A 13,534-nucleotide genomic window follows, 5' to 3' on the forward strand; every position below is an offset into this window, starting at 1 on the left:
CAGCCGTCACTTACGTCGCACTCTGCGTCGTCAGCGCCATCGCGATAAAAAAGCTCTTTTATGACTACCGTGCCGACTCTCCGCGTCGTCAGTCCCATTGCGATAAAAAAAGCGCTTTTATGGGCATTCCCCCTAAGGCTTCGACGCAATCGCCTTCTCGATGGCCGCGATCAGTTCTGGATCATCCGGCTTGGTCATGCTGGAGAAGTTGGCGATGACGTTGCCCTGACGATCAACCACGTACTTGTAAAAGTTCCAGCGCGGGGCGCTGCTTTGTTCGGCCAGGACTTTGAACAGGTGGGTCGCATCGTCGCCGCGCACGGCCTGTGGCTCGGTCATGGTGAAGGTGACGCCGTAGTTGACGTAGCAGACCTTGGCGGTCTCTTCGCCATCCTTGGCCTCTTGTTTGAAGTCATTGGACGGCACGCCCAGTACTTCGAGGCCCTGCCCCTTGTAGCGCTGACTCAGCGCTTCAAGCCCTTTGAACTGTGGCGCAAAGCCGCAGAAACTGGCGGTATTGACCACCACCAGCGGTTTGCCGACGAAGCGTTTGCACAGGTCGATATTTTCCTTGGCGCGCAGCTTGGGCAGCTCGCCCTGCAGCAACGGCGGGCAGTCGGCCGCCATCGCGGCGCCGCTCATGGCCAGCAACAGAAGAGGGATCGAAACAAAGCGAATTTTCATCATGGCGTCCCTGAAGAGTGTTGTCGTCTGCCGACACGCTACCCCAAGCAAGGCCGTCTGCCTAGCAAGCGCCCAGCCCCAGTTGCAACGCGGCCAGCCCGACGTGCTGCCAGGCCCACCACACCAGCCCCAGCAGCACGGCACCCGCCAGCAACGCCGACAGCAATGGCCAGCGCCCGCTCATGCCAGACCACCTTGCGCCTGCAACCTGGCCACCGGACGCTCACGCACCGGCCAGTTGAGTGCAGCGGCCAGCAGGCTCAGCAGCATCGACACTTGCCAGATCAGGTCGTAGCTGCCGGTACGGTCATACACCAGGCCGCCGAGCCAGCCACCCAGAAAGGCACCCAATTGATGAAACAGAAACACAATGCCGCCCAGCATCGACAGGTTGCGCACACCGAACAACGTCGCCACCGTGCCATTGGTCAGCGGCACAGTGGACAGCCACAGCAAGCCCATCGCCACACCGAACAGGTAAGCCGTGGTTTGGCTGAGCGGGACCGAGATAAACCAGACGATGACCACCGCACGCAGCAGGTAGAGCGCAGTCAACAGCCGAGGTTTGGACATGCGCCCGCCCAGCCAGCCGGCGGTGTAGGTGCCGAAGATATTGAACAGCCCGATCAGCGCCAGCACCGTAGTGCCCACCTTGGCAGGTAGATGCTGATCCACCAGATAGGCTGGCAGATGCACACCGATGAACACCACCTGAAAGCCACAGACGAAGAACCCCAACGCCAGCAGCCAGAACCCCGAATGCGAGCAGGCTTCGTGCAGCGCCTCGCCCAGTGTCAGTTCGACGCCGGTGGAGACGCTCGGCGTGTCCTTGAGCATGCCCACCAACGGCAGGATCAGCGCGACCATCACACCCAGCACCAGCAAGGCACCGGACCAGCCCAGCCCAGCCAGCCGATCAGGCCCAATGTACCTGGCAGCATGGCGAACTGGCCGAATGAACCCGCCGCACTGGCGATCCCCATGCCCATGCTGCGCTTCTCGGCAGGCAGCGCACGCCCGACCACGCCCAGGATGACTGAAAACGAAGTGCCGGACAGCCCGATGCCGATCAGCAAACCGGCACTCAAAGACAGACTGAGCGGTGAATCGGCCATGCTCATGCACAGCAACCCCACGGCATAGAGGATGCCGCCGACGAACACGACTTTTGCCGCGCCAAAGCGGTCCGCCAGCGCGCCGGCAAATGGCTGTGCCAACCCCCACATCAGGTTTTGCAACGCGATGGCGAACGCGAAGACCTCACGCCCCCAGCCAAAATCCGCGCTCATGGGCGCCAGAAACAGCCCGAAGCCGTGCCGCGTGCCCAGCGATAACGCCAGGATCAATGCACTACCCAGAAGAATCCAGCCGCTGGTACGCCAGATAGATGTCATTGTCAGCTCCCTGCACCCGTTGCACGCGATGTGCCTGCGAGTCGCGACGCTACGCCCTGCCGGACAACGCTGTCAATCCGCTCGGGTGTACGCGCTGAAGCCTTCCGTTAAAGCAGCGCCAGCGTCAGCAGCACAGCCAGTTCCAGCAACTCGAGCATTGCCCCTGCCGTATCACCGGTCGTACCGCCCAGGCGGCGCATCATCAGCTGCCGCAACCAGAAGAAGCAGACGGCAGAAACCAGCAACACAGCGACACCCGACCAGCCTGCCAGCAACACGCACACCGCCGCGCTGACCAGCAGCACCTTGCGACCTAGGCTGCGCGGCAGATGATCGGCCAGCGCCTGACCCAGTCCGCCGGAGCGCACATACGGCGTGCCGAGAAACAGGGCGAGCATCGCGCCGCGCCCTGCAAGGGGTGCCAGCAGCAGCCCGATGCTGTTGTGGCTTTCGATCAACGCCACGATGGCCGCCAATTTGAGCAGCAGCACCAGCACCAGCGTGACCACTGCAATCGGCCCGCTGCGTGGGTCTTTCATGATGCTCAGCGTGCGCTCGCGATCACCGAAGCCGCCCAACCATGCGTCAGCACTGTCGGCCAGGCCGTCCAGATGCAGCCCGCCGCTCAGCAATACCCAGGCGCTGAGTAACAGTGCTGCGTGCAACATCAATGGGGTGCCGCTGAGCAGCGCATGAAGGCCCAGCAACAGCGTGCCGAACACACCGCCTACCAGCGGATAAAAAAGCAGCGAACGCCCCAGCTCTTCGGGCCGTGGCATACCGGGAAGGCGAATCGGCAAGCTGCCGAGAAATTGCAGGGCGATCCAGAACGGCAACATGTCAGACGTCCGTGAGCAAGCCGCCAGCGGCGACCTGAATCGATAACAACGCGCCGTGACCGACCACCACCTGCAACAACTGCTCACGGGGCAGGCCTCGCGCTTGGGCCAGCAACAGGCGCATGACGCCGCCATGACTGACCAGCAGAACGCGTTCACCGTCATAAGCCTGATGCAAGCGCTGCACGGCATTTAAAACCCGCGCCGAAAAATCGATCACCGGCTCGCCGTTGGGCGGCGTGAACGCATACGGGTCAGCCCAGAACAGGCCCAGCCCCTCAGCATCGGTTTCCATGAGTTGCGCAGGGCTATGGCCTTCCCAGTCGCCGAAATGCAACTCCTGCAAACCCGGCTCCAGCTGCAAGGGCAATGACAAGCGTTGCGCCAATGCTTCGGAAAACCGCGCGCAGCGTTGCAATGGCGAGCTGACAATCCGGTCCCAGGGGCCGGTATCGACGACCGCCGAATGCATCTGCTGCCAGCCGAGGTCGGTCAGCGCGTCATCAAGACTGCCACGCAAACCGCCGCCCAGTTCGGTTTCACCGTGCCTCAGCATATCCAGACGCAAGGTCATGCCGGGCGATCCGCGACCGCGGCTTCGGCAAAGGTCGCCATGCCGTTGTGCAGCTCGCAGGCCAGACGCACCAGTGGCACCGCCAGCGCGGCACCGCTGCCCTCGCCCAGGCGCAGGCCCAGGTCAAGCAACGGTTCGGCCTGCAAGGTTTCCAGCAAGTACCGATGCCCCGGCTCTGCACCGCGATGGCCGAACAGCAACCCGCTACGGCAGGACGGGTTCAGGCGCACTGCCACCAGCGCAGCCACGCTGCAGATGAAGCCGTCGACCAGCACGGCGATCCCTTCCTGCGCACAGGCCAGATAAGCGCCGGTCAGGGCGGCAATTTCAAAACCACCCAGACAGAACAAGCTTCGCAGCGGGTCGCCCGAGTGCTCGGCATGCAACGCCAGCGCACGTTCGATGACCTGCGTCTTGTGCGCGACGCCCTCAGCATTCAGCCCGGTGCCAGGACCGACCAGCAACGGCGCCGCGCACTCCAGAATGGAACACGCCAAGGCGCTGGCCGCGGTGGTATTGCCGATGCCCATTTCTCCGCCGATAAACAGCTCGGTACCCGCTGCCTTGGCGCGCAGAACGCTGTCACGCCCGGCCTGCAAGGCAGCGAACCCCTGCTCGTCGCTCATGGCCGGCCCCTTCGCGAGATTGGCGGTGCCGGCGCCCAGCCGCAGATGCAGAACGCCTGGCAGGTCCATGGGCGAAACCGTGCCCAGGTCCACCACGTCCAGCTGCGCCGAAAGCTGACGCGCCAGCACACTGATTGCTGCGCCGCCGTTGACGAAATTGTGCAGCATCTGGCCTGTGACTTCCTGCGGGTAGGCTGATACGCCTTCGGCCACCACACCATGATCGCCCGCAAAGATCGAGATCCACAGCGTGTCGACCGCTGGACGCTCGCGCCCTTGCAGACCGGCAAGTTGCACCGCCAGTCGCTCCAGTTGAGCCAATGAACCGGCGGGCTTGGTCAGTTGCTGCTGACGCGCCATTGCAGCTTCGCGCATTGGCACATTGATGGCCTGTGCGGGCGTGAGCCACCAGGAATTACTCATAACGCGGTTCCTTTCAAGGTCAGGGGCAGGCCTGCAACCGTCAATACAACGCGCTGACAACACTCGGCCAGCGCCTGATGCAGCAAACCGGCTTCGTCGACATAACGGCGAGTCAGCTCACCGAGCGGCACGACGCCAAGCCCGGTTTCGTTACTGACAAAAATGATTTCGCCCGGCAACCCGGCCAAGCTGTCGAGCAGTGCTTCACGCTCCTGGACCAAACGCTCGGGACTGTCGAGCATCAGCAGATTGGTCAGCCACAGCGTCAGGCAATCGACCAGCAGGCAACGGTCGGGGGCCGCGTTGTCGCGCAGCACACGTGCCAGTTCGACGGGTTCTTCGACAAGCCCCCAATGATCGGGGCGACGCGCACGATGGCTGGCAACGCGCTGATTCATCTCCCCGTCGAGGGGCTGGCTGGTGGCAATGTAAATCACATTCAGCGCCGAGTCGGCGGCCAGCTTTTCAGCCAGCCGACTTTTGCCGGAGCGCGCCCCACCGAGGATCAGTTGCAGCATTCAGTTTGCCTCCAGGCTGCACAGTTCGCGGAGCAATCGGCCATCCAGGTGCTTTTCCACCAAGTCTGCCAGCCGCTCGATGTCGCGCTCGCGCAGGGCGTGATAATCCACAGACTGGACGTTTTCCAGGCCGGCCCAACGCAACAAAGCGCTGCAGGCGGCCGGTGACTCGAACAGGCCATGCAGGTAGGTGCCGAGTATCTGCCCGTCGGCACTTTGCGCACCGTCACAACGGCCATCGTCCAGTTGAACGGCAGCCTGCTCCAGCGCCGCGCCCGTGGTCACTCCGGCATGAATTTCATAGCCGCTGACGTCTGCATTCTCCAGCGTCAGGCGGCCGCGCACGTTGCGCAACTGTTTTTCGGTTTCCAGCACCGTGCTCATCGCCAACAACCCAAGGCCAGGGCTGGAACCCGCTGCGCCCTCCAGCCCCTGCGGGTCATGCAGCTCCTCGCCCAGCATTTGCAGGCCGCCGCAGATGCCAATCAGCTTGCCGCCGTAGCGCAAGTGCCGGTCGATGGCCGTGTCCCAGCCATTGGCGCGCAGATAAGCAAGGTCGCTGCGCACGCTTTTCGAGCCAGGCAGGATGATCAGGTCGGCGGGCGGTATTGCCTGACCAGGCCCGATGAATTGCAGGTTGACCTGAGGGTGCAGGCGCAGCGGGTCGAAGTCAGTGTGATTACTGATGCGCGGCAGTACGGGCACGACCACATTCAGCACCTGCTCGACCTTGTCGGTCTGGCGCTGATCAAGCCCGTCTTCGGCCTCCAGGTGCAGGTCCATCACGTAGGGCAGCACGCCCACCACCGGTTTGCCAGTGCGCGCTTCCAGCCAGTCGAGCCCCGGTTGCAACAGCGCGATGTCACCCCGAAACCGGTTGATGATGAAGCCTTTGACCCGCGCCTGTTCGCTGGGGGACAGCAATTCCAGCGTGCCGACCAGATGGGCAAAAACCCCGCCGCGATTGATGTCGGCAATCAGCAGCACCGGGCAATCGACAGCCTCGGCAAAGCCCATGTTGGCGATGTCGTTGGCCCGCAGATTGATCTCGGCCGGTGAGCCCGCGCCTTCTACCATGATCACCGGGTAGCGTTCACCCAGCCGTCGATGGGACTCCAGCACCGCCTGCATGGCGATCTCTTTATAGCCGTGATAAGCCACTGCGTTCATGGTGGTGACGGCGCGACCGTGAATGATCACCTGCGCGCCGGTATCGCTGTTGGGCTTGAGCAGCACCGGGTTCATGTCGGTGTGCGGCGCCAGCAAGCACGCCTGCGCCTGCACCGCTTGCGCCCGACCGATTTCACCGCCGTCCGCAGTGACTGCGCTGTTGAGCGCCATGTTCTGCGGCTTGAACGGCACAACGCTCACACCCTGCCGGATCAGCCAGCGGCACAATGCCGTCACCAGCGTGCTCTTTCCGGCATCCGAGGTGGTGCCTTGTACCATCAGCGTGGCCATGGGTATTCCTTGCGGTATTCAAGCAGAACAGTGTGCAGACGCAGCCAGTCGGCCTCGTCGCCGGGAAGGCCGAAACGCAGGCTGCCGGACTCCGGCGTTTCACCCGCGAACAACCGCAACAGCACGCCACGTCGGGCGCAGAATTCGTGGAGCGCCTGTGCTTCGGCAGTGATCAACCACTGAAAAAGCGCACAGCCGCCATCCGGCGTCAGGCCGTACTGTTCGAGCAATGCCACCAGCCGATCCCGCGCCTGATCACTGCGCTCTCGCTGAAGCACCTGCCCCGACAGATCGCTCAGGCAGGCCTGACCGATGATGCGTGTCGGCCCGCTGACAGTCCAGGGGCCTATTTCTTGCGCCAATGACCTGAGCAGCACCGGCTCGGCCAGCACAAAGCCCAACCGGACCCCGGCCAGGCCGAAAAACTTGCCGAACGAACGCAGCACAATCAGGCCGATGCGCCAGGTTTCGGCGGCCAGGCTCAAGCCCGGCGTGTTGTCCATGAACGCTTCATCCACCACCAGCCAGCCACCGCGCTCGGCCAGTCGCGCATGCCATTCCAGCAAACGCTCGGCGCTCAGGTGCAAGCCGGTCGGGTTATTGGGGTTGACCACCACCAGCACGTCGAGGCTGTCGAGAAAATACTCGACGTCTTGCTCACCCACTTCGCGAACCACATAACCGCTTTTACGCCAGGCGTGCGCATGCTCGGCATAGCAAGGGGAAAGCACGCCCACCCGGCCTCCCCTGCGCACCCGGGGCAAGGCCTGAATCGCGGCCTGCGAACCGGACACCGGCAACAATTGAGGAACGCCATAATATGTGCAGGCTGCGGCTTCCAGACCATCATCAGTCTCGGGCAGGCGCGCCCAGGCTCGGGACGGAATGTCGGGAATGGGCCACGGCCAGGGCGCGATGCCGGTGGACAGGTCCAGCCAGTCGGCCTGATCAATACCATAATGCCGCGCCGCAGCGCGCAATCGGCCGCCATGTTCAAGCATAGAATTCAGCCACCACGCAGATCACCAGCAACCACAACCAGACGCCGCGCTGCACCAGTTGCCAGCCGCGATCAATCGAGTCCGCATCGGCCGGAACGCCTTCGCCCAGTGGCGGGCGCTGGTGCAGCTCACCGTGGTAGATCGCTGCGCCACCCAGTTCGACGCCCAGCGCACCCGCGCCCGCCGCCATCACCGGTCCCGCGTTCGGGCTGTCCCAGGTGGGGCCTTGGGTACGCCAGCAGCGCAATGCCAGTCGGGTCTTGCCCAATAATGCGTAGGTCAGGGCCACAAGACGTGCAGGAATATAGTTAAGCAGATCGTCGATTTTCGCGGCTGCCCAGCCGAAACGCTCGAAACGCTCGTTGCGATACCCCCACATGGCGTCCAGCGTGTTGCTCAGCCGGTACAACACGACACCGGGCGCACCGGCCACGACAAACCAGAACAGTGCGGCGAAAACGGCGTCGCTGCCGTTCTCCAGCACGGACTCGGTGGCGGCGCGTGCGACTTCGGTGGCGTCCAGCTCGCTGGTCTGGCGACTGACCAGATAACCGACCCGCTGCCGCGCTTCGACCAGATCATCACTGCGCAGCGCCTGTGCCACCGGCTGAACGTGTTCACCCAGGCTGCGCATGCCCAGCGCGCAGTACAGCGCCAGAATCTCGAACAGCCAGCCGATGTAAGGCAGCCAGCTCAGCAGCGTGGCCAACAGCGTCAGCGGCACCACCGTGATGACCCAGGCGGTAACGCCATGACTGCGCCAGCCACGACCACCGCTGTTGAAACGTTGTTCGACACGGCTGGCAAAGCCCCCGAACGCCACCAGCGGATGCCAGCGTTTCGGCTCACCGAGCAACGCATCCAGCGCCACCCCGGCGACGCTCAACAGCGCCACACTCATTGACTCACTCCCCATTGGTTCTCATACAGCAGTTCATGCAGCGGACGCGCCTGCGCCCAGCCTTCCATGACCAGCATGGGCGCCGGATAAAATTCTTTCACCGGCCCCAGGCAGAGGATCGCCAGCGGTTTGGCGCCGTCGGGCATGCCCAGCAAACCGGCCAGCGCATCGGGATCGAACAGCGACACCCACCCCATGCCCAGCCCTTCGGCACGCGAGGCCAGCCAGAGGTTCTGGATGGCGCAGGACAACGAGGCCATGTCCATTTCCGGCAAGGTGCGACGACCGAAGATGTGTTGCTCGCGGCCTTCCATCAGCGCGGCGACCAGCACTTCCGCGCAATCGTTGATGCCTTCGACCTTGAGCTTCATGAACTCGTCGGTGCGCTCGCCCAGCGCTTCGGCCGTGCGAATGCGCTCTTCTTCCACCTGGGCCTGCATCCTGCCGCGCAACACCGGATCACTGATACGAATGAAGCGCCACGGCTGCATCAGACCGACGCTGGGCGCCTGATGCGCAGCCTCCAGCAAACGCGCCAGCAATTCAGGCGCCACGGCGCCACCGATGAAATGCCGCATGTCGCGACGCTCGGCAATGGCGCGGTACACCGCAGCCCGCTCTTCGGGGCTGAACGCCTGCTCGGTCATGGTTTGAACAGCGCCGCAATTGCTTGGGGGCAGGAAGGAAAATAGAAATGCACGTAGGACGCGGTCAGGCGTCCGAGGCGATACACCGCCTCCGCACCGCGTCCGCCATTGGGGCTGACGCCTCGGGCAATCGGTTGCAGCTCGGTGCTGGTCAGCGAATGGTGATAGGTGTGACCGTGCAGCGTGCCCTCTGGCAGTTCGACCGCTTGCAGCGCCAGCGCCGCCAGACGCTTTTGCATGACCGCCTCGCCCGCCAGCAAACCGACCAGCTCGGCGCGCACGCCTTCCACATCGGTCAAGGCATCGAGCAGGTAAAGCATGCCGCCGCACTCGGCCAGGATCGGTTTGCCGGCAATGTGATGAGCCCTGATCGAAGCCTGCATCGCCATGTTGGCCGACAGCGCGACGTGGTGCAGTTCCGGGTAGCCACCCGGCAGGTAAAGGCTGTCGGCGTCCGGAATCTGGCTGTCATGGATCGGCGAGAAAAAGCTCAGCTCGGCGCCCATGTTGCGTAGCAGGTCCAGACTGGCGCCGTACAGGAACGCGAACGCTTCGTCCCGTGCCACCGCGATACGCACGCCGTCGAGCAACCGCTCGACCCGGACCGGATCGGGCGCAGTAAAGGTCACCGCAGGCGGCAACGCGACCTCGCACGTGCTGGCCAAAGCGGCCGCGGCCATGTCCAGACGCAGGTCCAGATCGTTGAGTTCGCTGGCCTGCACCAGACCCAAGTGCCGACTGGGCAACTCGAAACCGACTTCCCGAGACAACGCGCCATACCAGCGCAGGCCTTCAGTCAGGCTGTTCTCCAGCAACTGCGCGTGGCGCACTGTACCGACACGGTTGGCCAGCACGCCGGCAAACGGCAGGTCCGGCTGATAGCGCGCCAGCCCCAGCGCCAGGGCGCCAAAGGTCTGTGCCATAGCGGTGCCATCGATCACGCCCAACACGGGCACGCCAAAGTGACGGGCCAGGTCGGCACTCGACGGCGTGCCGTCGAACAGCCCCATCACGCCCTCGATCAGGATCAGGTCGGCTTCGTCAGCGGCTTCCCACAACAGACGGCGGCTTTCGTCGGCGCCGACCATCCACATATCCAGCTGATAGACCGGCGCGCCGCTGGCCCGCTCGAGAATCATCGGGTCGAGAAAATCCGGCCCGCACTTGAACACACGGACCTTGCGACCCTGATTGCGGTGCAGTCGTGCCAGTGCGGCCGTGACGGTGGTCTTGCCCTGCCCGGAGGCAGGTGCGGCGATCAGTACCGCCGGACAATCGCGCGGGGCTCTCATGATGCAGTTCTCATAGCGAAGGGCTCACAGCTCGATGCCTTTTTGCGCACGGATACCGGACTGGAACGCATGCTTGACCACGCCGATCTCGGAAACGGTGTCTGCCAGGTCGATCAGTTCGGGTTTGGCGCCACGACCGGTCACCAGCACATGCTGCATGGGCGGACGGGCCTGCAGATCACTCAACACCTGTTCAAGGTCAAGATAGCCATGCTTGAGGGCAATGTTCAATTCGTCGAGTACCACCAGGCCGATGCCCGGGTCGCGGAGCATTTCCTGCGACACGGCCCAGGCGGCTTCGGCAGCGGCAATGTCGCGCTGGCGGTCCTGGGTTTCCCAGGTGAAGCCCTCGCCCATCACGTGATAGCGCACCTTCTCGGGGAAGCGCCGGAAGAACATTTCTTCACCGGTGCTGTTGCGGCCCTTGATGAACTGCACCACGCCGCACTGCATGTCGTGGCCCATTGCCCGGGCGAGCATGCCGAACGCGGAACTGCTCTTGCCTTTGCCATTGCCGGTCAATACCAGCAGCAGGCCGCACTCGTTGGGCGAGCTGGCAATGCGCTCGTCCATCACGGCTTTTTTGCGCTGCATGCGTGCCAGATGGCGTTCGTCGCGTTCGGGGGATTCGTTCATCTCGGCTCTCCGCTCGGGGCAGGCGAAAGCAGACGGAAGGACAGCACTGGACAGCACGGCTACGCCCTGCACAGAACATCACCCTCCGTGATGCCATTGAGTGATTCAGGCCGGTCTCCGGGCTCATGAGCGGGTCACCCCGGCTGCGCGCCTTCCCGTGTCGAAACACAGTGGCGTCAGGCACAGCCTTGACTCATTTACCGTTGCGGGGGCAGCGCCGGGATCGGATCGGTCGATCCACACCGGCTTCCCTGTTTCACTCTGCCAGTCACTGACTGCAGAGCACCTGAAACAAGCCGCGAAGGGTAGAGGGTTGGGCCGGGAGCGTCAATCGACAGCGCAGCCATTGCAAGCGGTTATAAGACCTGATTGAACCTCGAAGGCTCAACGTGCCTCTACCAATGACAGGACCACGCCTTTTTTATGGAGATCCATCATGTTCACACTCAGACCCCACTACGCCGTGCTGCTTCTGGTCGCGGGCGGCCTTGCTGCCTGCGGCGAATCGTCGACTCTGCAAGTGTCGGACGGCACCGGCCCGTCGCCGAAGCTGCCGGAACCGAACAAGACGCTGATCCCGACCGTCAACATAGCGCCTGCGATCGGCTGGGAAAACGGTGCCAAACCGGTTGCTGCGCCAGGCACGCAGGTAGCGGCCTTTGCTGAACACCTTGATCACCCGCGCTGGCTGTACGTGCTGCCGAACGGTGACGTGCTGGTAGCGGAAACCAATTCGCCTGCCAAGCCGGATGATTCCAAGGGCATTCGCGGCTGGGTCATGGAAAAGGTCATGGGCCGTGCAGGCGCAGGCGTACCGAGCGCCAACCGTATCACCCTGCTGCGCGACATGGACAAGGACGGCGTCGCAGAGACCCGCACCGCGTTCCTTAAGGACCTCAACTCGCCGTTCGGCATGACGCTGGTGGGCAACAAGCTCTACGTGGCCGACACCGACCGCCTGATCAGCTTCCCGTATGAAATAGGTCAGACCTCGATCAGCGCGCAGCCGACCAAAGTCGTCGACCTGCCGGGCGGCACGCTCAATCACCATTGGACCAAGAACGTCATCGCCAGCAAGGATGGCAGCAAGCTGTACGTGACGGTCGGCTCCAACAGTAATGTGGGCGAGAACGGCATGGACAAAGAAGAAGGTCGCGCGGCGATCTGGGAAGTGGACGCCGCCACCGGCAAGCACCGCATCTTCGCGTCAGGCCTGCGCAACCCGAACGGCATGGATTGGGAGCCGAAAACCGGCAAGCTGTGGACGGCCGTCAACGAGCGCGACGAGATTGGCAGCGACCTGGTGCCTGACTACGTGACCTCGGTGCAGGACGGCGCCTTCTATGGCTGGCCTTACAGCTACTATGGCCAGCACGTTGACGAACGCGTCAAACCCCAGAACCCGGAACTGGTCGCCAAGGCCATTGCGCCAGACTACGCAGTCGGCCCGCACACTGCCTCGCTGGGCCTGGTGTTCGCCGACGGCAAGACACTGGCAGCGCCGTTCAACGAGGGCCTGTTCATCGGCCAGCACGGCTCGTGGAACCGTAAACCGCACAGCGGCTACAAAGTGGTGTTCATTCCGTTCAGCGGCGGCAAGCCCAACGGTACACCCGTCGACGTGCTGACCGGGTTCCTGAACAAAGACGAAAAAGCCATGGGCCGCCCGGTCGGCGTGGTCAATGATCAGCGCGGCGGCTTGCTGGTGGCGGATGACGTCGGCAACAAGATCTGGCGCGTGACCTCGGCCAAGGCGGCTCAGTGATACCGAGTGTAGAGGTGTGACGCAGAGTGTCGCACGATAGTTGAAGTTATCGAACGGCAAAGCAAACGCGGCGTGCCGCACGACAGTTGAGATCATCGTTCCTACGCTCCAGCGTGGGAATGCAGTTCTCGACGCTCTGCGTCGCAAGAGGACGCAGAGCGTCCTGAACGGCATGGCGACGCAGAGCGTCGCACGATAGTTGAAATGATCGAACGGCAAAGCAAACGCGGCGCGTCGCACGACAGTTGAGATTTATCGTTCCCTACGCTCCAGCGTGGGAATGCAGTTCTCGACGCTCCGCGTCGCAAAAGGACGCAGAGCGTCCTGAACGGCATGGCGACGCAGAGCGTCGCACGATAGTTGAGATTATCGAACGGCAAAGCAAACGCTGCGCATCGCACAACAGTTGATATTTATCGTTCCCTACGCTCCAGCGCGGGAATGCACTTCTCGACGCTCCGCGTCGCAAGAGGACGCAGAGCGTCCTGAACGGCATGGCGACGCAGAGCGTCGCACGATAGTTGAAATGATCGAACGGCAAAGCAAACGCGGCGCGACGCACGACAGTTGAGATCATCGTTCCCTACGCTCCAGCGTGGGAATGCAGTTCTCGACGCTCTGCGTCGCCAAGAGGACGCAGAGCGTCCTGAACGGCATGGCGACGCAGAGCGTCGCACGATAGTTGAAATGATCGAACGGCAAAGCAAACGCGGCGCGTCGCGTCGCACGACAGTTGAGATTTATCGTTCCCTACGCTCCAGCGTGGGAATGCA

General features: G+C 63.1%; 13 protein-coding genes, 1 pseudogene and 1 riboswitch. Of the genes and pseudogenes, 1 reads left to right on the forward strand and 13 read right to left on the reverse strand.

All coding sequences use genetic code 11. The features are described from left to right. Positions 1-132: 132 nt before the first annotated feature. The 13 genes and pseudogenes from BW686_RS25735 to cobO all read right to left on the reverse strand — a co-directional run bounded on the left by BW686_RS25735 (position 133) and on the right by cobO (position 10,996). Complete coding sequence (locus BW686_RS25735; RefSeq protein ID WP_179149388.1) at positions 133-684, reverse strand: glutathione peroxidase; 552 nt, start codon at positions 682-684, stop codon at positions 133-135. Positions 685-745: 61 nt separating this feature from the next. Further along, positions 746-868, reverse strand: a complete 123-nt coding sequence (locus tag BW686_RS27275) for a hypothetical protein (protein WP_256899435.1) — start codon at positions 866-868, stop codon at positions 746-748. Then, positions 865-2,078, reverse strand: a pseudogene (locus BW686_RS25740) (MFS transporter). Before BW686_RS25740 ends, BW686_RS27275 begins: the two are co-directional and overlap by 4 nt. A 107-nt stretch (positions 2,079-2,185) precedes the next feature. Continuing rightward, positions 2,186-2,917: an adenosylcobinamide-GDP ribazoletransferase gene (locus BW686_RS25745; protein ID WP_084920978.1), complete on the reverse strand. Its 732-nt coding sequence runs from the start codon at positions 2,915-2,917 to the stop codon at positions 2,186-2,188. Between the two features lies 1 nt (position 2,918). Next, positions 2,919-3,491: an alpha-ribazole phosphatase family protein gene (cobC, locus tag BW686_RS25750; RefSeq protein ID WP_084920981.1), complete on the reverse strand. Its 573-nt coding sequence runs from the start codon at positions 3,489-3,491 to the stop codon at positions 2,919-2,921. Further along, positions 3,488-4,540: a nicotinate-nucleotide--dimethylbenzimidazole phosphoribosyltransferase gene (cobT, locus tag BW686_RS25755; RefSeq protein WP_084920983.1), complete on the reverse strand. Its 1,053-nt coding sequence runs from the start codon at positions 4,538-4,540 to the stop codon at positions 3,488-3,490. Before cobT ends, cobC begins: the two co-directional genes overlap by 4 nt. Further along, complete coding sequence (gene cobU / locus BW686_RS25760; RefSeq protein ID WP_084920986.1) at positions 4,537-5,058, reverse strand: bifunctional adenosylcobinamide kinase/adenosylcobinamide-phosphate guanylyltransferase; 522 nt, start codon at positions 5,056-5,058, stop codon at positions 4,537-4,539. The genes cobT and cobU overlap by 4 nt, the downstream gene beginning before the upstream one ends. Next, complete coding sequence (locus BW686_RS25765) at positions 5,059-6,519, reverse strand: cobyric acid synthase (protein WP_084920989.1); 1,461 nt, start codon at positions 6,517-6,519, stop codon at positions 5,059-5,061. It abuts the gene before it with no gap. Then, positions 6,507-7,520, reverse strand: a complete 1,014-nt coding sequence (gene cobD / locus BW686_RS25770; protein WP_084920992.1) for a threonine-phosphate decarboxylase CobD — start codon at positions 7,518-7,520, stop codon at positions 6,507-6,509. The genes BW686_RS25765 and cobD overlap by 13 nt, the downstream gene beginning before the upstream one ends. Beyond that, the gene (gene cbiB, locus BW686_RS25775; protein WP_084920995.1) at positions 7,513-8,421 is read right to left on the reverse strand and encodes an adenosylcobinamide-phosphate synthase CbiB; all 909 of its coding nucleotides are present in this window, start codon (positions 8,419-8,421) and stop codon (positions 7,513-7,515) included. Before cbiB ends, cobD begins: the two co-directional genes overlap by 8 nt. Further along, positions 8,418-9,068 (reverse strand): 5,6-dimethylbenzimidazole synthase, encoded by a 651-nt coding sequence (gene bluB / locus BW686_RS25780; RefSeq protein ID WP_084920997.1) that lies wholly within the window; start codon positions 9,066-9,068, stop codon positions 8,418-8,420. Before bluB ends, cbiB begins: the two co-directional genes overlap by 4 nt. Then, positions 9,065-10,360: a cobyrinate a,c-diamide synthase gene (locus BW686_RS25785; RefSeq protein ID WP_084921000.1), complete on the reverse strand. Its 1,296-nt coding sequence runs from the start codon at positions 10,358-10,360 to the stop codon at positions 9,065-9,067. The genes bluB and BW686_RS25785 overlap by 4 nt, the downstream gene beginning before the upstream one ends. Positions 10,361-10,384: 24 nt before the next feature. Further along, positions 10,385-10,996 carry a cob(I)yrinic acid a,c-diamide adenosyltransferase gene (cobO, locus tag BW686_RS25790; RefSeq protein WP_084921003.1) on the reverse strand — a complete coding sequence of 204 codons (612 nt, stop codon included), beginning with the start codon at positions 10,994-10,996 and terminating at the stop codon, positions 10,385-10,387. Between the two features lie 91 nt (positions 10,997-11,087). After that, a riboswitch (cobalamin riboswitch) is annotated at positions 11,088-11,301 on the reverse strand. Positions 11,302-11,432: 131 nt separating this feature from the next. On the opposite strand from cobO, the gene BW686_RS25795 reads away from it, so the two are divergent. Then, complete coding sequence (locus BW686_RS25795) at positions 11,433-12,761, forward strand: PQQ-dependent sugar dehydrogenase (RefSeq protein ID WP_084921006.1); 1,329 nt, start codon at positions 11,433-11,435, stop codon at positions 12,759-12,761. Positions 12,762-13,534: the final 773 nt, after the last annotated feature.

This window comes from Pseudomonas syringae (assembly GCF_002157375.1).
In the GTDB taxonomy this organism is placed as follows: domain Bacteria; phylum Pseudomonadota; class Gammaproteobacteria; order Pseudomonadales; family Pseudomonadaceae; genus Aquipseudomonas; species Aquipseudomonas syringae_T.